We start from the raw sequence: 25,104 nt of genomic DNA on the forward strand, positions 1-25,104 counted from the left end.
CCGGATTTCCCAGCGCCTGCGGGCCGGGTTCGGGCAGTCCCCTCAGCAGCCGTGTCCGCACGATCGTTGAGCCGTTACCCATGTCGATCAAGGAATCCGGATCGTGGAGGTTGCTGTGGCATCGCTGTTCTCTCGTACCGTCGCCTGCGCTGCGCTGGTGCTGGCAGGCGTGGTCGCACCGGCAACGACGAGTCAGGCCGCTACAGCGCCTGTCGGCTTCGAGTGCGAGTCGGAGGGGTTCCACGGCGACCCCGATGAGCCCCAGAAGTTCCACCGATGTGTCGACTTCGGGGATGGCACGTTCACGCAGTTCGACTTCTGGTGCAGCCCGGGCACCATCTGGGACCAGTCCCTTACGACGTGCAATCACCCTTGGGCCGTGTCGCCGGGGCAGTGAGCACGCGTCATGCCGCGGCGGGGCACGTGTCCCCCCGCTCGTGCTTCGCCGTGGCAGCACACTGCAGGGCGCAGCCCGACCGTGACCATCGTCGTAGATACCGCCACTCGCGGTGCAGATCAGCAGGCGCCGGGGACTGCTGAAGCGCAGGGCGGTCATTCTTGTCAGCCTTTGACCGAGCCACCTCGGTGGAGGTCGCGTGGAGCCTCCCGAATGTTGCGCAGGGCCTGGAGCCCGGTGCTCTGGTCGGTCAGGCGGGCGAGCAACTGGTGGTTCTCCATCTGGGAGAGGTGCAGCGCGGCAACGAGTGCGTGGACATCGTCCTTCAGCTGCTGGATCTCGATGCGGTCGGAGGCGCGGAGTTTCTTCAGCTTCCCGATCTCGCGGCGGAGCCGTCTCTCGTTGTCGGGGGCGGAGCCTCGGGCGCGGATCCTTTCGTAGAACTCGTTTCTGAGGTCGGGATGCCGCTGGGTGAGCGCGTTGCGGGGAACACCGGCTTCAACCGCCAGAGCGACGATGGTCAGGGCGCCATTGGAGTGTTCGGGGGTTTCACTCAGGATGCGGTCCATGGCCGCGCGGATCCGCGGCCGTTCATCAGGGGCCGGACTCATGGGGTGTTCTCCTGAAGGGTGATGCGGTCGCGGGCATGGTCATGTGCGAGGCTCCGCAGACGTGCGGCCCGTCGGCTGAGCCGTTCGGCTAGGGGGCCGGGTACCGCTTGTGAGCGCGCTTGCTCGTCCAGGGATGCGGCTCGACGCAGGAGCTGGTGGGCGTGGTCGTCCGTGCGGGCGATGTTCGCGCATGTCGGCTGGCAGCGGTTCAGGCTGGGGCTGTCCGCGGGGACCGTGCGGTGGCAGAGGGCCCGGTCTCGTTGGTACACGCACATCAGGAGGGAGTGGGGGTTGTCGTAGACGGCCAGGGCGGGGTTGTCGAGGATGTCGCGGGCTTGGCGGGGGGTGCGGATGGATCCGGCGAAGGCAGAGCTGTGGGCGGCGGCCTGAACGGCACGGCGTGCGGCCGGACCGGAGATGCCCGCTCCGCCGGCCAGGTCTTCGTTCAGGGTGGTGAGGGTGTCGGCGGTGGCGCGGGCGGTCTCGATGTCGAGGAGTTCGTGGATGCCGTCGCGGCTGCGTGAGGCATAGCCGGCGCTGATGCTGGTGCGCAGGTGCCCGTACTGGATGGCAAGGGCGACCAGTCCTCCGGGACGGCGGGCGATGTGCCAGGCCAGGGATCTGCGGAACCGGGCCACCGCGATACCTCCGTGCGGATCGTCGGGGATCTGCTCGTGCGGACGGCCCAGCCGCCTGGCCGTGGCCGACGCCCAGTGGACAAAGTCATCGGTTCGGGTGCGCAGCCCTTCGTAGCCCAGCGAGGTGCCGTCGCTGGTACGGACGTGCTGGAAGGTGTGGGCGGCGGAGTCGAAGAGGAGCCCACCGGCGGGCACCATTCGTTCCAGGACACGGACTGCGGCCACGACCGGAGGAATCGCCACCCAGGGGACATCGCGTGGTTCGCCGGCGGAGTTGTGGTTGCCTTCCTCATCCGAGGCGCCCTTGAAGACCCGGCCGTGGATGAGGTGGCGGCCGGACGGTGGGTTGGGGCAGCAGCCGGTGCGCAGGGCCATTACTTCACCGGGCCGCATACCAGTGAGGTAGGCGATGACGATGAAACACGCGGTGCCCAGGTGCCGCATGAGGGCGCCGGCTTCCGTGTAATCGAGGACCGTTGTCCAGGGCGTGCCCTCCACCCGTCCGGTGATCGGGACGGCCAGGGGGCAGGGCCCGGCGTGTCGCCGGACGTATTCCCCCAGGTTCTGCCACCGCTGCGTGGAGGCGAGAGCGTTGATCTGTACAGGCGAGCACCCGGTGACGGCAGCAACGTACCGGGCGCAGATCAGGGTCTTCCCAAACATCTGACGGCTGGGCACCGGGGCGCCACGGGAGGTCAGGTCCTCCAGGTAGCGCTTCAGCGCAGCCTTGGAGGCCGGCGTGGCCGGGTTGGTTGTTGCCCGCGCGGTCAGGCGGTTGCTCTCCTGCCAGGCTTCGAGGATGTCGTTGGCGAAGTCGTCGACCATCCGCAGCGCCCAGACGAGCAGCGGGCCCATCGTGGCCGGGACGATCGGCTCGGTGGTGTTCTCCCCGCGCGATGTCTGGGCGGGGAGGTAGCCGTCGATGCCTTCCCGGTCCCAGAACGGAATGCCCAGGCCCAGTGGCGCCGGGCTGATCGCGTCGAACGCACAGAGACGGGTCAGGGCGCTCAGCGTCTTGGTCATCGTGGTCCGACTGGCTCCCGGCCGGGCGGCCAGATACCGGGCGTACTGGCTCATGACCGCCGGTGTACACGTTGCGAGGCCACCATCACCGCGGCCGTCAAGCCACCGTGCAAGGTTGCGCCATTCCAGGACGGCGGCATAGAGGACGGAGGCACCGACTCGGGTATGCCAGGCGGGGCGTCCCACCAGGAACCAGTCCGGCAGTGCCTGGTTGATCATGCCCCAGGCGATGAGGCGGAACTCCTCCCGGCTGCGGGGCGGAAACCCTGCCCAGTGCACACTGCGGCGGTCTGCGCCCGGGTTCGCGATCAGCGGCTCCAGCGGCCACACGGCCGCGCCGTAGGCGGCGACCGAACCGCTGTAGCCGTCGACCATTCGCTCGGGAAGGATCGCCGGAGTATCCCCGCGGGGAAGAAGCGGATGCGGTCGTGAGGGGAAAGGGGCGGTCACAGGTCGTAGTCCCCGTTCAGAAGCTGGTCGATAACGGCACGGTCCTCGGCGGTGGCACCCGTTCGGGCCGCGGCCCACACGGCAGGGCCGAGACGGGCCCGCAGATCTTCCAGCCGGGCATGGGCGTCGGCCCACCCCGACTCCCACACGGTCTCCTCCACCACTCCGCGCAGACCGGCCAGAGCCTGATGCAGGTACGCGAGGCGCGCGTGGTGGGCGGGGGTGACCCGTGCGTTCGGGCAGGCGGTGCACAGCAGGAAGGAAGCCGCGCAGCTCGGCCCGGCCGGCGTGAAGGGACTGCGCGTGTAGTCGGCGCACCCGGTGGTCGCCGTCTCCTGCTCGCCGTCCTCCGGCACTTCGGTGAGGCGTGCAAGGAGCACGGTCCGGTGTGCAGCACGCCAGGCGTCCAGGGCTCCCTCGGCGATCACCGGGATGGCCGCCTGCTGGGCCTGCGGCTCAGGTATGACGTACACCCTGTCGTGGGTGTCCTGGCTGTTCTGGCCGCTCTCGCGCCGGTGGAGCACGTTCACGGTGCGGCGCATGCGTCGCATCGGGGAACCAGACAGTCCCACCGAGCGGGCCCAGTCCTTGGAGGCCCGGTCCTCGACGCCGAAGCCGAACGGGCCGGTACGGACCGTGCCGGGGTAGTTCTGCCCCTGGTGCGGGGTGGTCTCGTGCCAGACCATGAGCCGGTCCACCGGGGACCCGCCCGCCTCCAGGGCCGTCCGGGCGGGGGTCGTGGCTTCGAGCGCCTCGGTCAGCAGGCGGCCGGCGCTGTCCGCCCCGATGTCGGCGATGTTGCGGCTCTCGAACCGGCCCCGGCCGCTGCGGCGCGGCTTCTCCAGAGCGAGCCGGTAGATCAGACCCGTTTGCCCGCCGGACCCCGGCACCAGCGCGGGAACGGGCATGCCGGAGACGGTGGCCGCGTTCAGGCCGAACTCGGCCACGAAGAGCACGCCGAGCGCGGCGGCCTCCGTACGGCTGAGGAACAGCCTCTTCCACGTGTGCACGGCGCCGGTGCCGCCCAACGCAGCCCGGTAGCGGTACAGAGCCCGCATGCCACCACCGCTCTTCAACGGCTTCTGCGGGACATCACCGGTGCGGGCCAGCACATCCAGGGCCTCGCCCAGCAGCCACCGTTCACCACCCGGCGAGACCGCTCCTGTACGCCACTGCTCCAGAGTTGCCGTGTTCGCGCGGATCCGCAGCAGCGCGGCCCGGAACGTCCGACGGGCCGCCGTGCGAATCGTGCGAAACTCCTCCGGCAAATAGGCCCGCTCCCCTTCGGCCGACCAGGCGAACCGTCTGGCCATCGCCTCACGCACCGGCTGGGGCAGCCGCGAGTCCTGCTGCAACAGCCCGGCCACCGCCGAATGCTTGTGGGAACCGTTGGTACGCGGCTCAAGACTCAGCCGCCAGGTGTTCCAAAGCGCCGCCGTCAGCCCGTCGATGTCCTGCGGGGCGTCCGGCTGCTCGCCGAGGAAGTACGCGAAGGGACGGATCATCCACCAGGCGGTGTCGCTGGTATTCACGCTGTCCCAGCCGCCGCCTGCGCTGCACTTCGCGACGAACAGCGCGGCAAGGGAACGCTGGAACGGAACCGCGACAGGCAAGCTCGCGAAGTCGAATATGGCAACCCGGCCCTGCCGGTCGACGTGCCGCACCACCAGGCTCGCCGCTTCGAGGACCGGCGGCCGGTGATGGACGCCTTCCGGCGACTGCGCGGGCCGGCCTCGGCGGCTCACCGGGTCACCAGCTTCTCGTCCAGGTCCTGGATACCCACGCTCTCCCGCGCCAGACGCGTGAACAGAACCGTCAGCTCCTCCTCGGACACCGGCCCCTCGACCGGGGTGACATCCGCCAGCAGGGAACGCAGCTGAAGATCGGCAACCGGTGCCAGATAGATGGCACGGGTGGTCTCCAACTGGGCATGGCCGAGCAGGTCCTGCACCATTCGCCACGGATCCCCGTACAGAAGCCGGAAGTCACGCCGCTCCTGCGGACTCAGGCCCATCCGCCGGTCCATTACATGGTTGAGGACCACAAGCATGCACAGAGCGAAACTGTGCCGGGCCATGTGCGGAGTACAGAACGGCGGAGCCTCCATCACCTGCGACAGCACCCGCGCGCACCGCTCGGTCGCCGTCCGAAAAACGCCCTCCCACGACGCCGGACGGAAGGGCAGACCCCGCTCGCTCAGCCACAGCCACATCGGCTCCGGCCCTCCCGGCCCCTCGACGAGAAGCGTCATCCGCTCCTCCACCGTCGCGTCCGACAAGGACGTCTGCCCCGCCACCCCGTCCTGGTCACGCCAGTGCAGCAGACGTCGTCGATGGCCCGTCTGGTGCGTCACCAGCCTCCACACCGGCAGCTGCTCGTACCGGCCATCAGCCTGTGCCCGGCGTACAGCCCTCGCCCGGGACGACTCCACGTACCCCTCGACTCCCCCCACCACAGTGGCGGAGGCATAGAACGTACGAGCCCTCCTGGACTTGGTCACCGCCCGTGCCAGTCGCCCCGCGCAGTACCGCCCACCCTCCAGCCACACCTCGGGCACCTCGCATGTCAGCAGCGACGCGCCCTCGGTCAGCCGCACGCCGGAGGAGAACAGCAAATCAGCGAACGCGGCGTTCCGGTCCTCCAGCCGGCCACCCCACTCCAACGAGGGAAGGCCGCCCGCGTCATGACCCCGCAACCCGACATCCACCCACCGGCGAAACGCTCGCGGCGTCAGCCAGCGGACCTCGCTGGACCGCGCATTCTTCGCCCGCGCCACAGGTACCGACACCACCGTGCCGTACCGGCCGATCACCGACCGCCGCATCACCGGACTCACCGCCACGTGCCCCGCCTGCTCCGCCCACTCGTAGAGCCGGGCCAGCGCGGCCAGCCCGCGGTTCCACCGAGCTCCTCCGACCTTCCGCGGGTTGCGCGGAGACCGTGTCCGCCAGTCCTCAAAGTCCCACAGGTCATCCGCCGTCGCGGCACTCCACGTCCGGCCCCGGCCCCAGAGGAAGTCGAAGAACAGGCAGTAGTCGTCGGTGTAGTTCCGCTTCGTCTCCGGCGAGAGCCGTGCGAACGAGGAACGGCACAGGTAGAGGCTCAGCACCGCATCGATCCGGCAGTCTGGCGACAGCAGAATTGGATCACCGACATGGATCCCCGCCCGCTCCTCACGCGCTGCGAGATCCTCCCACCCGGCCAGCGCAGGCACCCTCGCCTGCGTCACGCGCCTGTCACGCGGCACCCAGTACGTACGCCATTCAGGCACGGTCCCACCCCAGCTCGATCCGCTTCAACACGCCGATCCAACAGGGAAGACGACACCTGGGACGAAGCCGACTGGGCCCAGCTGGAGGAGCAGGTCCGGCTGCTGACGAGGGCAGGGTGGTGGGTCGACCAGCGCGAGGCCGAAGGGACCGATCTGCCCGAGCTGCTGGAGGCCGCCGACGACCGCGACCGGCCCACGGAGAACCCGTTCCAGTAAGGGCGCGCGGCGCGCAATATAGCGGCGAAGTCCCGGTTTCGGAAACCGGGGATTCTCCGGACCCTTTGTCTTCCACCGCCGCCCAGCGCCTTCGTGGAGGACCCTCCGTGCCCGAGACCCGCCCCGTGTACCTGCCGCCCGACCCGCTCACCCCGGAGCGGGACATCACCCACCAGCACTTCCGCCCCGGCGAGCACGTCGTGATCCTCAAGGGCGCCGCCGGCGGAGAGCTGTGGGGCGACGCGATGAAGGTCGTGGCCGACTCGTGGCACACCCCGACCGACGAGGACGGATGGCGGCTGCTCGACCCCAACGGCGGCGACCGCTCCTACGTCACGGCCCACCCCCGCTACCTGGTGCACCTGTCCAAGCGGTGCCCGGAGTGCCTGGTGCACCAGAAGGCGCTGCGGGAGTACCTGGTCAAGCGCCTCGGGGACGGCGAGGAGGCCGTGGACTGCAGCTGGTACTCCCTGACCGCACTCAACCAGCTCGTCCACGTCGCCGACGCCCGCCCCGGGCGCTGACCACGGCAATACCGCCATCCCGAAAGCGCGGGCCTTCCGACATCCCCTCGAAATGCAATCCCCCGAGCGAGACCATGATCATTGCAATCCACTCCCGTGACGTGACCGCCGAGGAAGCCCTCGCCGAGGCGCTCGGACGGGAGATCAGCATGGCCGAGGGCCTGACCACCGAGCCCGGTGGCACGGTGGTGGCCCACTCGAACCGGCAGGACCACTACACCGACGAGGACGAGACCTGGAGCTCGGCGACGTGGGCCGACCATCTCACCGACCCGTCGCTGGAGCACCCGCTCGCCTCCGGGCCCGACGGCGACCGGCGCGCAATCCTCCACGTCACCGCGCACATGCATCCGCTGGACCGGGAGCTGAGCCACGCCGAGTGGTCCGAGATCGGATACCGGATCGCCCGTGTCGCCGGTATCGCGCCACCCGGAGACGACCAGGCATGCCAGTGGATCGCGGTCCAGGCCCAGCCCGGCCGCTTGGACGTGATTGCCAACCTCATCCGCCTCGACGGCACCTGGAGTGCCCAGCCCCGACGCCTCCTGCAGACCCTGGTCGCCGAGGCACGGAAAATCGAGGCCGACCTCCTCCTGCATTCCAGCCACCGGCAGGACTCCGCACGCCAGGACCCGATGACCGGCCTGGAGCACGTAGTCGCCCCGCGGGTGCCGACCGCGACCGGCCCTCTCGCGGGAATCCTGCGGCAGCTCGCTGCCGAGCAGTCCGGCCCGATCGCCGCCGTGCGACAGCTCGTGGAGGAGGTCGGCCGGCAGGCCGCCTCGCTGCCCGGCGACCAAACCGACGCCGCCGCACGGGACTTGTTCTGGGCGGCCCGCCGCCTGTACGGGCTGCAGGAGCAGCTGGGCGAGATCGCCTCCCGACTCCAGCCTCCCGCGCCTCCGGCCGCCCTTGCGCCGGCCCGGCCGGTACAGGCGCCTGCCGCATCGCGGGTGGCGGCCCGGTGAACGAGCCGGCCACCCCACGCAAGGCACCGCCCGTCACGGTCGCCCGGGAGATCGACACCGGCCGGATCGTCGCCCGCGGCGGTGACGGGCTGGCCCACGGCATCCTGGAACGCACCTTCTTCCTCCGCGAGGTTCACGTCGCTACCTGGCATCGGATGTCGCCGACCGTTCTGCCGGCGGACCAGGCCACAGTGGCCCAGCTCGCCGTCGCCCGGCTCCAAGCCGCGGGGTACCGGGTCGAGGCCGACGCCGAATGCGCGACGCCGACGACACAGGACCGCTACGTGACGGACGGCCGGTCCATTGCCAACCTCGCCGCCGCCATCCGCGAGGCGGCCAGACCGGCCGAAGTGTCCGACCGGCTGGAGGAGGTGACCGCCGCGCACGACGGCATCCTCGCCTCCCTGGACCAGCTCCTCCACTCCCTGGCCGCCGTCTACGACGGCCTCGGCGGACCTGCGGACCGGCACGTCGCGGCCCGCATGCGCTACCTGGCCGAGCACCGGCTCGGTCCCATCACCGCCGACCTGCTGCACACCCGCGCAGAACTCGCCGACCGCACCACGGCCACCTCGGCCCGGCCGGGCACAGCCCTCCCCGCTGCCGCCCCGCCGGCCGCACCAGCCCCTACCGCCTCCGGACGGACCCGATGACCCCCGCCCCATGTTCGAGGAGCCCATGCCCGCCGCCCGCACCCTGCCCGACGACGACAGCCGCGACGTGGAGTCGTTCGCCACCATCCTCTCCGAGGAACTCCCCGGGAACTGGACCGTGCACCACCACCAACACCAGCGGCACGAGGACCAGTTCCTGCATGCCGAAGAGGTCTGGGACCTCAACGAAGTGGCCGCCGCCCTCGCCGAGTACGCCCTGGGCGCAGACGCCCACCTCATCCGCGACGACGGCACCCGCCTGTACGTCACCCTCCATCCGCGGCACGAGGAGGAGTTCCTCGTGGCCGCCATGGCTCCGTCCGGCGTCGCCCCGGAGGCGTTCGCCGGGGTCCGCGAACCGGACGGGATCGCCGTGCCTGCCGATGCCGAGCGCGCCGCCCGCGCCATCACCGCCGACCTGCTGCCCCGCTACGACATTGCGCTCGCCCAGGTCCGGCACAACGCGATGAACCCCCCGCGGCCCCTCCCGGCCCCCGGTGCTCAGCCGCAGCAGGTGGTGATGACCTGGCTCGAGGACGGTTCCCTCGCGGCCGCCACCACCGCCCGGCCCGCAGCCGAAGCCCTGGTCTCCGAAGGGTTCGCGTGGGACACCGCATCAAGCGCGTACGTGCTCTCCGGGGACGACACCCGCGCCCAGGCCCACGCCGTCCAGGCGACCGGCGCCCGCCTCGCACGCCTCGGCATCGCCACCGTACTGCGAGCCGCCGCCCGCCCTGCCGCGGAGGCCACGCTGCCCACTCCGCCGCCCAGCGCCCGGACCACCGCCCGCGCCCGGTGACCTTTACACCCCGACACCGTCCCGCCCACGCCCAGCCGACCGCAGGTAGCACCGGCAACCGGCTGCGCGTCCCACCGCTCAACGCCGCCAGCCGGCCGCGGCTCGCCCGTTTCCTGCTGCGCCGCTACCTGCGCGCCGCCGTCGTCAAGGCCGCAGGCCCCGACCGGCCCCGGCTCGCACCGCCGCCGCGCGCCAACCTGCCGGCCGCCCCCACCCACCGCCACACCCGCTGACCACCGTCGGGGGTACGGCACAGCCCCCTGGACCGCCCATGACCCCACCCGCCACCACGCTCACCGACAGCATCACCCGCCAGCTCGACCAGCTCTCCTCACACCTGTCCCAGGCCGGGCCCCAGCAGGCCGCACAGATCCTCCAGCAGGTCCTGGACGCCGAGAACGGCATCCTCGGCAGGCTGACAGCCCTGGTCGGCACCGGCACGTACGTCACCGAGCATCACGCCCAGAGCGGCGTCTTTCCCGCGGAGATGTGGCTGGCGCTCGGGCGCACCGCCAACACCCTGCACGACCTCGCCCTCGACCTGGACGAACACCAAGAAGTGTTCGAGGAGATCGCCTCACGCCGCTCCCTGACCACGTCCTCTCCGGCGGCCACGCAGGCCACCGCCCTGGTGGCGCGGGGGAGGCACCGTTGAGCAAGAGACAGCAGTGGACCGGCTGGGGCCAGGCCCAGCAGGCGCAGCAGCACTACCTGGTCGAGCCCCGCTACCTGGCCGGCGGCGGGGACCTGCGCCACGTAGGCGAGTTCCTGCGCGCGTCGGGGTGGAAGGACATCGCCCGCAGCTCCGGCACGATGCTCGCTTTCGACTCGCCCGACCAGATGGTGCGCGTCGCCTACCAGCCGCCGGGCGGCTGGCAGGTCCACGGGGCCGCGCACGGACATCAGCCTGCCTGGCAGGTCACCCTGACCCCGCAGACCCCGGTGGAGATCGTGGCGGGCCTGACCGATGCGCTGACCAAGCCGCGCTCGGCGCACGCCCCGAATGTGTGGGCGCCGCTCACCGAGAAGTCGTGGAGCATGCAGCAGGACGACTACTTCGTCGCCCAGAGCCCCGACCGGCACGCCGTCGTGCAGTACGTCCAAGCCGGCGGTGACGGCAGCCAGAACCACTGGTGGGTCGGCGCCCGCAACGAGCACGGACCCGTGTGGAACGCGCAGGCCACCGCGAGCACCCCGCTGCACCTGGTGCAGTCCCTGACCACGGCCCTGGCCGACCCGGAGCCGGTGATGCGCCCGCTCGGGCACGTCCCGCTCAGCAACCGCATCCGCGTCACCTCCGTGTCCGTCATGCCCCATCAGCTCGGCGCCTGGCAGCAGGCCCGCATCTCCGCCGCCCGCGCCGCAGCCTGGAGCCGCAACTGGGTCTCCTCCCGCGCCCGCACCGGCTCCAAGGCGTCCGGCTACGCGAGGACCCGATGAATCACCCGGCTCCCTCCTCGCCGTTCCTCTCCCGCGCCCTGGGCCCGTCGTTCACCACGCCTCACGACGTCTTCGCGGTCACGGCCCGGCACCCCAGCGCTGCTGAACCACCCTCATTTCCCTGGAGCTTTCGATGACTGACGGACACACCACCCGGCTGACCGCCGAGGACATCCGTGCCTCCGCACACACCCTGCACCGTCTCACCGCCCACCTGCGGACCGGCCCGCACGCGGCCGAGGCGCTCTCCTTGATCGCGGCGCTCGTTGACGCGGACACCGGCACCGCGGTCCGCCTCGGCGAAGCCCTGCGCGGCATCGCCCGCTACCTCGCCCAGGAGACCACCGTCCCTCGCACCGACACCGTCGAGGCGACCCTCGGCGAATACATCGAGGCCGCATCCGTCCTGCAGGACCTGCGCCTGCTCGACCTCACCCTCGAACCCCTGCGCACCGCGCCCGTCCGTACGAGCCCCGCTGAGACAGCCCTGTGGCAGTAAGCCCCGCCCAGCGTGCCTCGTACGCCAACGACCACCACACGAAGATCCCTTTCGAGACGGCGCCCCGCCACCTCGCGGGGCCCGGTGACCCCCGCCACATCACCCACGCCCTGCTCGCTGCCGGATGGACCCTCACCTCGGCCCCCGGCGACCCCCGGATCGCCCTGACCGGTCCCGACGAGGGCCGGCACCACATGGTGATCGATCCGTTCGCCTCCGGCTCCTGGTGGCGGATCCACTCCGTCGACTGGACGTGGAACGCCTCCTTCGGCCGGATGGTCCCGGCGGAGATCATCGCCGGATTCACCGACCGTCTCCTCGACGGCCCGCGCCGAGGCGACACGGGGCCGTGGGAGCACATGCAGAAGGCGGGCTGGAGCGTAGACCTCCGCCAGGACGGAACCGGCGAGGCCCTCTCGCCCGACCCGAGGCTGCCGATCCGGGCCGAACTGCGCCCCATCTTCAACGACTCACCCGACCACCTCGCGTGGCGCATCGAGGCCAAGCCCGAGCACAGCGGTCCCCCGATCTGGCAGATCTGGATCAGCGGCCCGGTCCCGGACCACCTCATGGCCGGCCTGGCCGAGCAGCTCGTCTCCACCGCCCCCGTCCTGCGCGGCATGCACGACCTCGACCACTACGCCGCCCGGCAGGAGAACAGCCCGCTCACCCCGGAGCAGGCGGTCGAAGCCCACTTCTCCCGCATCGACGCCGCCCGGGCCCGGGCCCGCACCCAGCGCCGCACCCGCCTCACCACCCGCCTGCCGGCACCGGCCGCCGCCCCGGCAAGCCCGGCATCCTCCCGCGTATCCCGCCCCTGAACCCTCGAAAAGGCCCGCCCGTGCCCCAACCCGTCCCCTCCGGCAGCGCCGCCGTCCCCGGCCACCAGGAGATAGCCAGCCGTCTTGCCGCCTTCCTGCGCGCGGCGGATACGGCGCTCGACAGCTGGGACCTCTACTCCGACGAGCACACCGACCTCGACGGCTGGCCATACGACCCGGAAGCCTACGACGGCCGCAAGGCCGAGCGGGACCGTGCGGTGTGGACAGCGTTCAGCCCCCTCCGCGAGGAGGCCGGCGTCCTGCTCGACGCCGCCGAAGCCGATCTCGGCCGGATCCCCGTCTCCTCCGTTCAGCAGCGATGGGCCTGGCAACTGGGCCAACTACGCGACGCGCTCGACCGGATCGAAGCCACAAGGACGGAGTACCGAAAGCTCCTCACGGCCCATCCCCATGCGAGCTCCGAAGCTCGGCACGCGGCAGTCGACGCCCGCAACGCGGAGGCATGGAACGCCCTGTACAGCTGGTCGGTCCACGGCCGCGCCGTCCTGGAGATCCGCACCGCCACCGTGCGCGCCGCCGGCCCCAGGATCGCCGCCACCCCGCCGCCGCCTGCGCCGCCAGCCACCGCCGGTCACACGACCCGCCGCTGAACCAACCCTCACTTCCCTTCCGCCTTGGAGTTCGCTTGTCCCACCGCCCGCTCGTCCTGGTCGTCGCCCCGGGTGACGACATCTACCGCGGTTACTGCCTGCGCCAGGTGGCCGACGCCTACGACGTCGCCGCCATCACCACCGGCCCCCTCGCCTGGGAACAGCCCCACGTCGTCGACCACGAGATCGTCGGCGACTTCGACGACGAGGCCGCTCTCCTCGCCGCCGGACAGGTGCTCGCCGCACGCCGGCCGATCGCGGGCGTGGTGACCTGGGCCGAGGCCCACCTGACAGCGGTGGCCCGGCTGGCCGAACATCTCGGGCTGGCCACCACCAGCGTGGAGTCGGTACGGACCTGCCGGGACAAGGCCGCCAGCCGCGCCGCGTTCGCCCGCCACGGCGTACCGTCCGCCCAGTCCCTGGCCGCCACATCCCTGGACGAGGCCCTGACCGCGGCGAGCACCATCGGCTATCCGGTCGTCGTCAAGCCCGCCTCGGTCGGAGGCAGCATCGGCGTCATCAAGGCTGAGACCCAGGAAGACCTCGCCGACGCGTACGCCTTCGCCACCCGCGGCGTCCAGCTCCACGGCGGAGACAACACCGTCGTCCTGGTCGAGGAGTACCTGTCCGGCGAGGAAGTCAGCGTCGAGTGCGTCACGTTCCAGGGCGTGACCACCGCGGTGGCGGTGACCCGCAAGGAGCTCGGGGCGGAGCCGCTGTTCGAGGAGACCGGCCACACCCTCACCGCCGGCGACCCACTGCTGACCATCGTCGCGCCCATCGCCGCGGCGGCAGTAAAGGCCACCGGGACCGTAAACGGCATCCAGCACGTGGAGCTGCGGCTTACCTCCACCGGGCCGCGCGTGATCGAGGTCAACGGCCGGATCGGCGGGGACTGGATCGGCTGGGCGGTCTGGCAGGCCACCGGCCTGTCGCTGCCCCAGATCGCCGCCGACCTCGCCGTCGGCTGGGAGCCCGACCTCACCCCCACCCGGCAGCAGGCCGTCGCCATCAAAGTCCTCTACGCTCCCGCCTCCGGAACCCTGACCCAGCGGGCCATCGCCAACGGCTTCGCCGAGACCGCCGGGTGGGTGCACGGCCCGGCCTGGCTGTTCGAGGAAGGCGACGAGGTCCTCCTGCCGCCCGAGGGCGACCTCGACTCCGCACGGGTCGGCCTGTTCGCCACCCACGCCGACACCCTCGAACTCGCCGTCGCACGCCGTACGGTCACCGCGAACCACATCGCCCTCGCCGTCACGGACAGCGCACAGCGGTGAGCGGGGCCGAGAAGCCGCCGGTGCTGGCCCAGGTAGCTCCGCGCTACCTGGCCGGCGGCGGGGATCCGCGGTGGGTGACCGCCCCGCTGCAGAAGGCTTTCCGCTGGCAGCCGGCCCACATCCCCCTGAGCCCGGTCGTACGGCTCACCCGCCGCGACCGCCAAGCCGAACTGCTGCTGTCACCGGACCCGGACGACCACTGGTGGACCCTGCACCACACCGGGAGCAGCACCGAGAAGGCGTGGACCATCCGCTTCGGCGCCCGGACCCCGGCAGAGATCGTCGCCGCGGCCACCGACGCCCTCACCACCGGCACGGCCCACAGCTCTGTCGATCTGATGCAGGTCCTGGAGCACGCCGGGTGGAAGCACTCCGTCCTGGACCACCAGGTCTCCTCCCCGGACGGATTCGTCATCGTCTCCCGGCACCCGCTCGGCGCGCTGCATATCGAGGTCACGGCCCACGACGGCCCCTGGGCCTCCGAGCCGACCGCCCGTCCGGCCTGGCGGGCGTACTTCTCCGACCACACCCCACCCCACCTGGCCGCCGCCGTCCTCGCCGGCATGGTCTCCACCGAGCCGCTGCTGCGTGACGAGAAGGCGATGGTCCCCTTCCTGCGCTACAGCGTCCGCATCGCCCGCGAGCGCGTTCCCGCCCATCAGGCCGAGTACGCCCTGTGGGACCGGGTCGACCGCCTCGCCGCCCTCCGCACCGGCACGCCGCTGCCGCCACAGCCGCCCGGCGGGTCGCTGCCCCGCCGCACCCGCTGACCCCTCTTCGCCCCCTGCCCCCCTTCACGGAACCGCGCGCCCTTGTCCCAGTCCAGCTCCTCCTCCGACGGCTACGACATAGCCTTCAAGGTCCTCCTCGGGGTCTTCGCCGTCGCCATCCCCCTCTCCCATCTCGCCTGGCTCGGCGGGAACCTCACCGCCCTGTTCACCGGGCACCCCTGGGCCGTCTACCGGCCCGCCGACGCGCTCATACGCCCCGACCAGCTCTGGCCCGGCCTGGGAGAAACGTCCCTGCTCCTCGGCGCCCGAATCCTTCCCGTACTCGCCCTGATCGCCCTCGCCGCCGTCGGCGGCGTGTGGTGGAGCCGCCACAAGGGCGCCTTCGGCGGGAAGAACAAGGGCCGGGTCCAGGGCACCGCCAAGGCCAGGGACATCGAGCCGCTCCTGGCCAACGCGATCACCGCCAAGGCCCGCAGCCTGCGCCCCAGCCTGAAGGACGCCGACCGCATTGCGGCCTCGGACACCGGAATCCTCCTGGGCAACCTTCAGGGCACCCGGACCGAGATCCGGATGGGGTACGAGGACGTCGCGGTGGCGATCATGGCGCCGCGCTCCGGGAAGACCACCTCGCTGGCGATCCCCTCCATCCTGGCCGCGCCCGGCGCCGTACTCCTGACCAGCAACAAGGCCGCCGGTGACGCTTATACGACGTGCGTCGACGCCCGCAGCCGTGTGGGGCGGGTGTGGTCGATGGACCCCCAGCAAATCGCCCACGCACCGCGCACCATGTGGTGGAACCCCCTTGCGGACACGAAGTCCCTGGAGGGCGCGAACCGGCTCGCCAGCCACTTCCTCGCCGCGTCCGTGGACGCAAGCCAGCAGGGTGACTTCTGGTCCAAGGCCGGCAGCAACATCTTGAGTCAGCTGTTCCTGGCCGCGGCCCTCGACAACCGCCCGATCACGGACGTGATGACCTGGTTGGCGTTCCCCGCCGACCGGCGCCCGCTCGATATTTTGCGAGACCACGGATTCACCTCCGTCGCTGCCCAGTTGAAGGGCACCGTCGAGGGCCCGCCGGAAACCCGAGACGGCATCTATGAGACCGCGAGACAGTACGCGTCCGCTCTGCTCAGCGCCGACATCGCAGCCTGGGTGACCCCGCAGAAGAACGTACCGGAGTTCCGCCCGGCCGAGTTCGTGGCCTCCACCGACACGTTGTTCCTTCTCTCCAAGGATGGCGGCGGCGGAGCCTCTGCGCTCATCGCAGCGTGCGCGGACTCGGTGATGCGGGCCGCGACCGCCCGAGCCGAACGGACCGGCGGACGTCTCGACCCGCCCATGCTCGCGATCCTCGACGAGGCCGCAAACGTGTGCAAGATCAGCGACCTCCCGGACTTGTACTCGCACCTGGGCTCGCGCGGAATCATCCCGATAACGATCTTGCAGTCCTACCGCCAGGGCCAGAAAACCTGGGGCGACGCGGGCATGGACGCTATGTGGAGCGCGGCCACCATCAAGGTCATCGGGTCCGGTATCGATGATCCGGATTTTGCGGACAAGTTGAGCAGGCTGATCGGCGACCACGACGTGGAAACGAAGTCCACCTCCATCTCGGAGTCGGGCAAGTCCACTTCGATCAGCATGCGGCAGGAGCGGATCCTGCCCGCGGACCGGATCCGTGCCCTGCCCAAGGGCACCGCCCTTCTCTTCGCGACCGGCCTGCGCGCCGCCATGCTCGACCTTCGCCCCTGGTACCTCGAACTGGGCGCCGGAGAGCTGGCCGCCGCTTCCAAGGCCGCCTCCGACGCCATCACCGCCCGGGCTATCGCCAAGGCCGCGCCCACACAGGCCGATTTCAAGAAGGCCGCCTGACGGCGCCTGCGCAGCACCACCCACCGCCGCCAGGAGGCACCCTCTGACCAATGAAATCCCTCTCGAAGACGAGCTGTTCACCTTCACTCAGCGCCTGCTCGCCAACGCGTACCGGCTCGATGGCCTCCAGCGGCAACGCGGTGCGGAGCCGGAGCGATTGCAGGAGACGGTCCGGGCCGGGGGCGCGCTGCGCCAGACCTCGCTGGTCGCTAGCCAGCTGCTCGCCAAGGCCGCGCTGAGCGACGCGACGACCACCGTCGACGGCCGGGAGGCCATCGCCCTCCTGCGCCATCTCGCCGAGGAGACCTCGCTCGCCGCGGTACGCACGGCGGACACGATCTCCGCCCTCGCCCACGGAGATACCGCGTCCGCGAACCTCTTCCTGGAACAGGCTGCCACCCACCTGACCGGGACCCCGTCGACTGTCCACCGCGTCGGCAACGCCCTGCTACGGCACGAGGGTTACCTCCACGCCCAGGACCGCGCGGCCCGGCAAGACCTCGGCCCGGGTGAGGAGGCCGTCAAGATCAGCGAAGCCCAGCGGAAGGCACTCGCCTCCCTCGCCCGGGGAGACGGTGTCCTTCGCGAAACGGGCACGGGCCTGAGGGAAGTCGTGGCCCCCCTCGCCGCGTACGTATCCGTACGGGTCGCCACGATCGACGCCCTGGCCTCTCGGGACCTGCTCACCCTCACGCCGCTCCCGAAGCAGCCGGGCCGCTACGGCCTTCGCGTGACGTCCGCCGGCGTTCACGCCCTCCTCGCCGCCGGTCTCCGGCCACGCCGCAGCCCGCCAAGACCGCCCGTGATCCTGCGACCGGCGGCGCCGGCGGCCTCCGCCCCGGCCTCGTCTGCCGCTGTCAGCCGCCGCTGACACCCCCGTTTCGCCCCACCAGGAAGGCCCGCCTTGGCTCGCCCCACGCCCCTCGACTACGCCAAAACGCTCCGGGCTGCGGCCCGCTCCCTCGAACAGCACCACGCCCGTGTCCGAGATACCAAGCTCGAACCCGGCCTCGGCGCCCAACTGCAGCTCGGCCCGCTTCTGCGCTCCACGTTCAGCCTCGCCGAAACGCTGATGGACGAGCTGACCGCCATGAGCACCAGCACCGCGTTCACCAGCACCACCGGGTCGCGGCAGTCCCTCAATAGGCTGGCCTCGGCCCTCGCCTCCGTCACCGACGCCGCCGCGGAACTCGGCTTCGCCCTCGGCGAGAACGCCCACCCCGGCAAGGCCCAGGGCGACATTCCCGACCCGGCCGGCGGCACCGTGTGGAAGGCGCTGTGCGACCAGGCCCGACCCCGCATGGGGGAGCACCTTCACAACGCTGCCCACCAGCTCGAACTGGCCTCGATCTCCTGCCACTACATCGCCTGGCTCTGTACACGGGAATGGGGGTCTCGTTTGTCGACGACTTCGAGAGTCGCCTCCCGTGTAGTACGCATGATCAATGTCGATGAGTTCGGGCGTCACTTGCAGCCCAGCGGGCGTTGTCCCTGCCAGCACCCGGCTGCCTCGCACGAGCCCGCTACCTGGTTTTGGTCTGAACCCGGTCTTGGTGGGTCAGCGGGCGAGGGAGACTGCGAAGGGTTTGAAGCCGTGTCGGCGCAGGATGTGGGGCACGACCAGGATCATGGCCTCGGTGGCGCGGGCTGTGGTGATGTCGCCGAGGTCCTCGATCCATTCGGGCTGCCAGCCCAGGTCGCCGAGTAGGCCGGTGACGGTTCTCTTCGCGTGTTCGTCGTCGCGCGAGAGATAGGCGGTCGGTGGGGTGGCCAGGGTTTCGGGAGCGGTCATGACCGTGAAAAGCATGGTGTTGAGGCCCCTCTCTAGACCCGTGGGCTGGCCAGCCTGGACCCCTAGACCGGCGTGACGTTCTGGTTGACTCGGAAGAGGTTCGTCGGGTCATATCTGGTCTTGACCTCCACGAGTCGCTCGTAGCTGGCGCCGTAGGCGGCTCTGACCCGGGCCTCTCCCTCATCGCCCAGGTAGTTGACGTAGACCCCGTTGTCCAGGAAGGGCTCCGCAGCGTCGTAGCACGCACGCCCCCACGCCATGTTCTCGGCGGACTCTGCGGGGTCCTGCCACACCCGGAGCACGAGAAGGCTGTGCGTCGCTTGCCGGTGGCTGAAGGCCGTATCCCCTTCACCAACTCGGCTGATCGCGCCGCCGAGGTGCTCGATCGCCACCGCTGCGAACGGTGGCGGGACGGCAGTGGCGAAGGAGTCGACGATCGCTCCGATCGCTTCGTCGCTGAATTCGCGGACGAATCCGCTCTTCCAGTAGTGCCGCAGGCCCGGCTGGAACACCTCGGTCAGGAGGTTCTGGACCGTCGCGTACGGGACCGGCGCGATGGCGTCCATCATCGGGGAGCCGAACTGCCTGAGGGGCTGCAACACCTTCTCGCCCTCAGCGACCACTCCGCAGTAACAGACGATGATCGCAAGACAGGGCCCCTCAGGGCCAGACAGCAGGGTCGCATCCGCCCTCACCTCGTCAGGGGCCTCACTCGACCAGCCCCGGTAGAACCGCAACACCTCCTCCGCCTGGTCCAGCGGATACACGAGCTCGCCCCCGAGCACCGGGCCCACGTCGTGGACCTCGTACTCGAAGGACGTGACCACTCCGAGGTTGCCACCCCCGCCGCGCAGCCCCCAGAACAGATCCTCATTCTCGGTCGCGCTGGCCGTGAGGAACTCTCCGTCCGCGGTCACCACGTCGGCCGACAGGAGGTTGTCGCACGCGAGCCCGTACTTGCGGTTCAGGTAACCGATCCCGCCACCGAGGGTGAGCCCCGCGATGCCGGTCGAGGGAACGATTCCGCCCGTCGTCGCCAGTCCGAAGGCCTGGGTCGCATGGTCGAAGTCGCCCCAGGTGGATCCGCCCTCGGCACGCGCCGTCCGGCTTCTCGGATCGACGCGAACGCTCTTCATCGCCGAGAGATCGATCACCGCACCGCCGTCGCACACGGCGTGCCCCGCGACGTTGTGGCCGCCACCGCGCACCGAGACGAGCAAGCTCGCTTCGCGGGCGAAGTCGACCGCGGCGATCACATCTGCGACGCCCTTACAGCGCACGATCAGGGCAGGCCGTCGGTCGATCATCGCGTTGAACACCTTGCGGCCGTCGTCATAGCCCTCATCGCCGGGCAGGAATACCCGCCCGCCGAGGCGCCCCCGCAGCTCCTGGATGCTCGTGTCGTCAACGATCATGGCGGTCCTCCTCGGCTTCGCCTCGACCCGCTCACCGGGCTCGTGTTACCGACAGCCTCCCGGTCGTCGAGGCTCCACCGGCGCATCCGACGGCCATGCCTTCACCGTACGCCCGAGTACGGGCACGGGCACCCTCGGTGAAACCACACCGAGACTCGTCACGCTCAGCTACATGTCACCACCGGCCGCCTCCCAACAGCCCCTCACCAACCGGACCGGGCAGTGACGGATACGCCCAGGGAAAGGCCCGCGGCAGCTGACTCCCGCATCTCCACCACCAACGCCGCCCCCGCCCCACGTCGTGACCGTCAGCTTCGGCCTGCTGCGCGGCGCGGAGGCCCGCTTCGGAAACCGCTCCTCCGGCGGATCCGTGCTCGGCCTCGCCAACTCCCTCCACGCGCAGCTGTACGGACTTCCGCTCGAACGCCCGCCGCTTCCCGGCGCGTTGGACGAGCTACTCCAGGCCACCGGGTCCGAAGACGACCAGAACCTCGTGCTCGACCAGGTCGCCACCCAGCTGGAGGCCGCCGCCACGCTCATCGAGCGGGCCCGCCACCAGGCCCGCTGGCAGCAACTGCCGGAAGCCGTGGCCGCCCGGCTCGTCACCAGTCAGGCGCTCGCCCAGCACCTGTCCAGCGAACTGCACCAGCTGGCCCCGGCCTTCAAGGCGGCGGGCGCACCCCCGGCACCGCTGCCGACCCTCCCCGTCCCAGCCCCGGCTGCCGCAGCACCGGGCCGGGCCCAGCCCTGAACCACGCGCCTCGTCCCGGACCGCAGCGCCTCCCCCGCCCCTGTCGCACCGCCCACACCCGAAAGCCCCTCCTTCCCATGACCGACGACCTCCTGTTCGACGTGCCCGAACCGCCCACTCCCGTGGAACGCCTGCTTGCCCTCGCCGGCGACGTCACCCGCCACAACGACGCCCTCCACCTGTTCCGTCCAACGGCCGCCTCTGGGGCCGCCCTCGGCGCGCACTCCGACTCGGCGACCCAGCTGGCACACGCAGCCCTCACGTCCGTCCAGGCCGTCCGCGACCAGCAGCTCTACGCGAGCACCGACTTGATCGATGCCACCGTCCGGATCAAGCAGGTCGCCTACCTCAGCGGCGAAGCAGCCCGCCATCTGGCCGAAGCGCAGGCCACGGTCACCGCCGCGGCCCTCGCGAACCCCGAACTCACCGGCTTGCCCGACACCGCCGCCGAGCAATTTCAGCTAGCGCAGGAGCTGACCGCGCTTGCTCCGGAAGCGGCCGTCGAGTCCGCTACCGGCATCGCCCGGGAGACACACCGGCGCCGGCCCTCCACGGCAACGGCAGCCGACGGCCTGGCCGCCGAACTCAGCGCCCTCCACGCAGTTGCCCGCGGTCACGTCGTGAGGCCCGGAGCCAGGGCAGGGAGTACGTCCACAGCCGTGACGGCAGCGTCCGGATCGGCACCCTGCGCTCCCTCGAAGGCAAGGGCCTCATCGTGCGCGCGCCCGCCACCGCTCCGCCTGCCTTCCGCGGCGGCCCGGCCCAAGACCGCATCCGTCTCACCGTCCGCGGAGCGTCTGCCGTTGCCACCCTCCTCGCTCTTCCGCCTGCCGCACCTGCGTCGGCCCCCGCTCCCGCGATGCCCGCGGCGCCCACCACGACGGGCCCTACACGAAGCCGCTGACCAAACCCGTCCGCCTGCCCACCCCGCCCATGAACGACGCCCCTTTGCCCCGGGGGCGGCACCACCAGCAAGGACCCGCCATCAACGCCACGACCTCCACCGCACCCCACCAGCCGGCCACGGCCGCCCCGGACACCGCTATCCGTCCGGCCCTGCGCGCACTCTCGCTCGGTGCCGGGATCCAAAGCTCAGCCCTGCTCTGCCTGTCCGCGGACGGCACCCTCCCCAAGATCGACATCGCGGTCTTCGCCGACACGGGCTGGGAGCCGAAGAAGGTGTACGAGCACCTCGACCGCCTCGAACGGGAAGTCGCCGCTCCGGCCGGGATACCCATCGTCCGGGTGTCGTCAGGGAACATTCGCAACGACGCCCTGGACCCGAATCACAGATTCGCGTCCATGCCTCTCTACATCTTGAATCAGGACGGAAAGCAAGGGATGACCCGGCGGCAATGTACCGGGGAATATAAAATCAAGCCGATCAAGAAAAAGATACGCGAAATCATCGGTTACCCCTATCCGTCCAGGGTTCCTAAGGGCGTATTCGTCGAGCAGTGGGTCGGCATCAGTACGGACGAATTCCACCGGGCGAAGGACTCCGGCGTCCAGTACATGCACAACGCACACCCGCTGATCGACATCGGCTGGTCACGGGTCGACTGCGTCCGCTACCTGGAGCGGCTCGGACTGGCCGACACGCCCAAGTCGAGCTGCCTCGGATGCCCTTTTCACGGAAATGCGCAATGGCGGACCATCAGGGATACATCCCCCAGCGAGTGGGCCGACGTGGTCGAATTCGACGCAGCCATCCGTCAGGGAAACGCCCGCGCGAACGCCACCGGAAACCCGCTGCTCGGACAGGCTTATCTGCACCGCTCCCGGGTGCCGCTTTCCGAGGCGCCGATCGACCATGTCACCGCCGCGGAATGGGCTGCCCTCCAGCAGGAGACCGGCGCACCCGATGCTGAGGACCTCGAAGCCGGGGTCGTGGACGGCTGCTCGCCGTGGGCCTGCCGGGGCGAGCAGCCCGAGCCGGTCCGCGACGACTTCGGGCTGGCCGTATGAGCGACCTCATCGTGGACCTCTTCGCCGGCCCGGGCGGCTGGGGGCACGCCCTGCACGTCCTGGGAGTACGCGACGTCGGCTTGGAGTGGGACGAATGGGCCTGCAAGACCCGTGCGGCAGCTGCGCAGACCACCATCCGTACCAACGTCGCCCTCTACCCCGTTCGGCCCTTCGTAGGCCGGACCCGCGGGCTGATAGCGAGCCCGCCCTGCCAGGCATGGAGCATGGCTGGCAAACGCCTCGGCTTGATCGACCGGCCGCTCGTCCACCAGGCCGTGGCAGACCTGGCCGCGGGCCGGGACACCCGCGAACTGCTGCTCACCGCCTGCCAGGACCAGCGGTCGCTGCTGGCCGCCGAGCCGATGCGCTACCTCCACGCCCTGCACCAGGCCGGCGAGCCGGAATGGGTGCTGATGGAGGAGGTCCCCGACGTCGCGCCCTTGTGGAAGCAGTACGCCGTCGTGCTCCGCTCCTGGGGGTTCTCCACCTGGAGCGGCATCCTCAATGCCGCCGACTACGGGGTACCCCAAACCAGGCGGCGGGCGATCCTGATCGCCTCCCGCACCCGCACGGCGGCCCCGCCCGAGCCGACGCACGCGAAGTTCAGCGAGCCGGAGACCTTCTTCGGGCCCGGCCGCCGGACCTGGGTGTCCATGGCCGAAGCCCTCGGTTGGGGACGCACCGACGGGCCCGTACCCACCGTGTGTGCCGGCGGCGGCCCCGGTGGCGGACCGGAGCCCTTCCCCTCCGGCTCCCGCAAGACCCTCTCCGACGCCCGCGACCGCGGCGCGTGGAAGAACCCCCCGCTCCACCCCCGAAACCCCAAGGCCGAACCTCCGTGCAGCTGCACGGAGGAATCTCCGCGGACGCCGCGGTGCGGTGGCGGACGGGACTGGGTCCTGCGCAGCAACAGCCAGGCGAACGCGGCCATCCGGCCCGTGACTGAACCGCCCGCGACGCTGTTCTTCGGCAACCGCGCCAACGAATGCGTCTGGACCACTACGGGCCCCGCAGAGACGGCGCCGCCGGCGATCCGGATCACCGCCGAGGAGGCCGGGATCCTGCAGTCCTTCCCGCCCGCCTACCCCTGGCAAGGCAACAAAGGCCAGCGCTTCTCCCAGATCGGGAATGCCGTTCCCCCGCTGTTCGCCGCCCACTTGATCGCACCACACGTCGAACGCACGCTCACCCGCAACGACTTCGTCCTGGCGGCATGATGTCCGACGCCACCCGTACCGAAGCCGACGAGGATCTCCTGCAGTACCCGGCGCCGCCGCCGGTGGTCCACTACGCCGAACAGGCCCTGCTCGGGGCCCTGCTCCTGGTTCCCGAGCGGCTCAAGACCATCGGGCCGCTCGAGCCTGAGCACTTCGCCAACACCGCGCACAGCGCACTGTTCGCGGCGATGCGCACGGTGTCCCCGCCCGCGCCCGAGGTCCACCGCACCAGCCCGGTGTGGCCGAACCAGCTCCTCGACGCGGCTCAGCCCCAGGCCCGAGCCCTGACGGCCTCCTACCTGCACACCCTCATCAGCGTCTGCCCCACCGACGCCCACGCCCCTGCTTACGCGCAGATGGTCCGTTCCGGGCACGCCCGCCGCGTTCTGCGGCGGCATGCCGGTCTCCTCGCCCAGGCCGCCCGCGCCCCGGGGCCCGATCCGGCCCGGACGGTTCTCACCCGGGCCGACCAGCTCGCCGTCTACCTCGACGAGCTGGCAACCGCCTTCGCCTCCCACCCCGGCTCGATACCCCGGACCCCGGCCGCGCCCACAACAGCGGTCCAGGCATCGGTCGAGGCGGCGGACGAGGAGCGAATGCTGCTGGCCGCGGCCACCGCCCACCCCGAGGACCTGCCGCGGATGCAGTGGCTGCACGAGAGCGACCTCACCACTCCGATGCACGCCGCCCTCTTCGCCTGTCTCACCGGCCTGGCCCGCCGTGGTGCACCGGTGGACCCGATCACCGTGCTGTGGGAGGCGCAGCAGCGCGGCCTTCTTCACGACGGGTTTGGTCCCACCGATGTCCTCGACGTGGTCTCCCATCCCGCAGGGGCACCCGAGCACTGGGGGCAAAAGATCCTCCAGCGCGCCCTCCTCCGCCACGCCGAGGATGTCGCCGCCCGGATCGAAACCCTCACTGCGGACGAAGCCACCACCGTCCACCAGCTGGCCACCGGCAGCCGCCGGGCCCTCGCCGCACTGTCCTCCGTCCGGGCCCGCTGGCACCAGGCCGTCGGAGACACAAGTTCAGGAGCACGCGCCGCTGCTCCCGCAACCGTCCAGACCCCAGTGCTCCGGCAACCGGCCGCACGGGCCAGCCCAGCAGTGCGCCGCCCTGCGCGACCCGCCCGATGAGGCCCTCTCGCACTCGCCGGCCTC

24 protein-coding genes and 1 pseudogene are annotated in these 25,104 nt (G+C 70.8%); 19 read left to right on the forward strand and 6 right to left on the reverse strand.

What is annotated here, in order from left to right; all coding sequences use genetic code 11:
• Positions 1–169 precede the first annotated feature (169 nt).
• The gene (locus AFM16_RS40610; RefSeq protein WP_370628131.1) at positions 170–397 is read left to right on the forward strand and encodes a chitin binding peritrophin-A domain-containing protein; all 228 of its coding nucleotides are present in this window, start codon (positions 170–172) and stop codon (positions 395–397) included.
• Positions 398–561: 164 nt separating this feature from the next.
• On the opposite strand, the gene AFM16_RS05075 is transcribed toward AFM16_RS40610, so the two are convergent.
• The 4 genes from AFM16_RS05075 to AFM16_RS05090 all read right to left on the reverse strand — a co-directional run bounded on the left by AFM16_RS05075 (position 562) and on the right by AFM16_RS05090 (position 6,333).
• Entirely contained in the window at positions 562–966 is a 405-nt protein-coding gene (locus AFM16_RS05075; protein WP_245177642.1) for a hypothetical protein, read from the reverse strand.
• A gap of 38 nt (positions 967–1,004) precedes the next feature.
• A complete protein-coding gene (locus AFM16_RS05080; protein ID WP_209313216.1) occupies positions 1,005–3,044 on the reverse strand; it encodes an integrase in 2,040 nt (679 codons plus the stop codon).
• Positions 3,045–3,115: 71 nt separating this feature from the next.
• Positions 3,116–4,864: a hypothetical protein gene (locus tag AFM16_RS05085; protein ID WP_078632604.1), complete on the reverse strand. Its 1,749-nt coding sequence runs from the start codon at positions 4,862–4,864 to the stop codon at positions 3,116–3,118.
• Positions 4,861–6,333, reverse strand: coding sequence for a site-specific integrase (locus AFM16_RS05090; RefSeq protein ID WP_245177643.1), 1,473 nt, complete (start codon positions 6,331–6,333; stop codon positions 4,861–4,863). Before AFM16_RS05090 ends, AFM16_RS05085 begins: the two co-directional genes overlap by 4 nt.
• 380 nt (positions 6,334–6,713) lie before the next feature.
• Here AFM16_RS05090 and AFM16_RS05095 point away from each other — a divergent pair, with 380 nt between their 5' ends.
• The 14 genes from AFM16_RS05095 to AFM16_RS05155 all read left to right on the forward strand — a co-directional run bounded on the left by AFM16_RS05095 (position 6,714) and on the right by AFM16_RS05155 (position 17,672).
• Entirely contained in the window at positions 6,714–7,130 is a 417-nt protein-coding gene (locus AFM16_RS05095; protein WP_078632605.1) for a hypothetical protein, read from the forward strand.
• Between the two features lie 101 nt (positions 7,131–7,231).
• Entirely contained in the window at positions 7,232–8,098 is an 867-nt protein-coding gene (locus AFM16_RS05100; protein WP_245177644.1) for a relaxase/mobilization nuclease, read from the forward strand.
• Entirely contained in the window at positions 8,095–8,751 is a 657-nt protein-coding gene (locus AFM16_RS05105; protein WP_078632607.1) for a hypothetical protein, read from the forward strand. The genes AFM16_RS05100 and AFM16_RS05105 overlap by 4 nt, the downstream gene beginning before the upstream one ends.
• Positions 8,752–8,761: 10 nt before the next feature.
• Complete coding sequence (locus tag AFM16_RS05110) at positions 8,762–9,550, forward strand: hypothetical protein (protein WP_078632608.1); 789 nt, start codon at positions 8,762–8,764, stop codon at positions 9,548–9,550.
• The gene (locus AFM16_RS05115) at positions 9,547–9,783 is read left to right on the forward strand and encodes a hypothetical protein (protein ID WP_078632609.1); all 237 of its coding nucleotides are present in this window, start codon (positions 9,547–9,549) and stop codon (positions 9,781–9,783) included. The genes AFM16_RS05110 and AFM16_RS05115 overlap by 4 nt, the downstream gene beginning before the upstream one ends.
• 38 nt (positions 9,784–9,821) lie before the next feature.
• Positions 9,822–10,205, forward strand: a complete 384-nt coding sequence (locus tag AFM16_RS05120) for a hypothetical protein (RefSeq protein WP_078632610.1) — start codon at positions 9,822–9,824, stop codon at positions 10,203–10,205.
• The gene (locus tag AFM16_RS05125) at positions 10,202–10,990 is read left to right on the forward strand and encodes an SPDY domain-containing protein (protein ID WP_078632611.1); all 789 of its coding nucleotides are present in this window, start codon (positions 10,202–10,204) and stop codon (positions 10,988–10,990) included. The genes AFM16_RS05120 and AFM16_RS05125 overlap by 4 nt, the downstream gene beginning before the upstream one ends.
• Before the next feature lie 133 nt (positions 10,991–11,123).
• Complete coding sequence (locus AFM16_RS05130) at positions 11,124–11,489, forward strand: hypothetical protein (protein WP_078632612.1); 366 nt, start codon at positions 11,124–11,126, stop codon at positions 11,487–11,489.
• A complete protein-coding gene (locus AFM16_RS05135; protein WP_078632613.1) occupies positions 11,480–12,310 on the forward strand; it encodes an SPDY domain-containing protein in 831 nt (276 codons plus the stop codon). Before AFM16_RS05130 ends, AFM16_RS05135 begins: the two co-directional genes overlap by 10 nt.
• Before the next feature lie 20 nt (positions 12,311–12,330).
• Positions 12,331–12,921, forward strand: coding sequence for a hypothetical protein (locus AFM16_RS38420; RefSeq protein ID WP_107419031.1), 591 nt, complete (start codon positions 12,331–12,333; stop codon positions 12,919–12,921).
• A gap of 35 nt (positions 12,922–12,956) precedes the next feature.
• On the forward strand, positions 12,957–14,198 hold the full coding sequence (locus AFM16_RS05140; RefSeq protein WP_107419032.1) for an ATP-grasp domain-containing protein: 1,242 nt from the start codon (positions 12,957–12,959) through the stop codon (positions 14,196–14,198).
• Complete coding sequence (locus AFM16_RS05145; RefSeq protein ID WP_078632615.1) at positions 14,195–14,968, forward strand: SPDY domain-containing protein; 774 nt, start codon at positions 14,195–14,197, stop codon at positions 14,966–14,968. Before AFM16_RS05140 ends, AFM16_RS05145 begins: the two co-directional genes overlap by 4 nt.
• Before the next feature lie 42 nt (positions 14,969–15,010).
• Positions 15,011–16,801 (forward strand): type IV secretory system conjugative DNA transfer family protein, encoded by a 1,791-nt coding sequence (locus tag AFM16_RS05150; RefSeq protein ID WP_078632616.1) that lies wholly within the window; start codon positions 15,011–15,013, stop codon positions 16,799–16,801.
• Between the two features lie 157 nt (positions 16,802–16,958).
• On the forward strand, positions 16,959–17,672 hold the full coding sequence (locus AFM16_RS05155) for a hypothetical protein (RefSeq protein ID WP_078632617.1): 714 nt from the start codon (positions 16,959–16,961) through the stop codon (positions 17,670–17,672).
• Positions 17,673–18,359: 687 nt separating this feature from the next.
• Here AFM16_RS05155 and AFM16_RS39860 read toward each other — a convergent pair.
• Both AFM16_RS39860 and AFM16_RS05170 read right to left on the reverse strand, forming a co-directional pair.
• Positions 18,360–18,620, reverse strand: a pseudogene (locus tag AFM16_RS39860) (NAD(P)-binding domain-containing protein); the annotation flags it as partial.
• A 35-nt stretch (positions 18,621–18,655) separates the two neighbouring features.
• On the reverse strand, positions 18,656–20,008 hold the full coding sequence (locus AFM16_RS05170) for an FAD-binding oxidoreductase (protein ID WP_078632619.1): 1,353 nt from the start codon (positions 20,006–20,008) through the stop codon (positions 18,656–18,658).
• Positions 20,009–20,309: 301 nt separating this feature from the next.
• Between AFM16_RS05170 and AFM16_RS05175 the strand changes: the two genes are divergently transcribed.
• The 4 genes from AFM16_RS05175 (at position 20,310) to AFM16_RS05195 (ending at position 25,080) form a co-directional block, all read left to right on the forward strand.
• On the forward strand, positions 20,310–20,759 hold the full coding sequence (locus AFM16_RS05175) for a hypothetical protein (RefSeq protein WP_078632620.1): 450 nt from the start codon (positions 20,310–20,312) through the stop codon (positions 20,757–20,759).
• Positions 20,760–21,857: 1,098 nt separating this feature from the next.
• Entirely contained in the window at positions 21,858–22,727 is an 870-nt protein-coding gene (locus AFM16_RS05185; protein WP_078636842.1) for a hypothetical protein, read from the forward strand.
• Positions 22,724–23,944, forward strand: a complete 1,221-nt coding sequence (locus tag AFM16_RS05190; RefSeq protein ID WP_078632622.1) for a DNA cytosine methyltransferase — start codon at positions 22,724–22,726, stop codon at positions 23,942–23,944. The genes AFM16_RS05185 and AFM16_RS05190 overlap by 4 nt, the downstream gene beginning before the upstream one ends.
• On the forward strand, positions 23,941–25,080 hold the full coding sequence (locus AFM16_RS05195; protein WP_245177645.1) for a DnaB-like helicase N-terminal domain-containing protein: 1,140 nt from the start codon (positions 23,941–23,943) through the stop codon (positions 25,078–25,080). The genes AFM16_RS05190 and AFM16_RS05195 overlap by 4 nt, the downstream gene beginning before the upstream one ends.
• Positions 25,081–25,104 lie beyond the last annotated feature (24 nt).

Source organism: Streptomyces antibioticus (assembly GCF_002019855.1).
Lineage (GTDB): Bacteria > Actinomycetota > Actinomycetes > Streptomycetales > Streptomycetaceae > Streptomyces > Streptomyces antibioticus_B.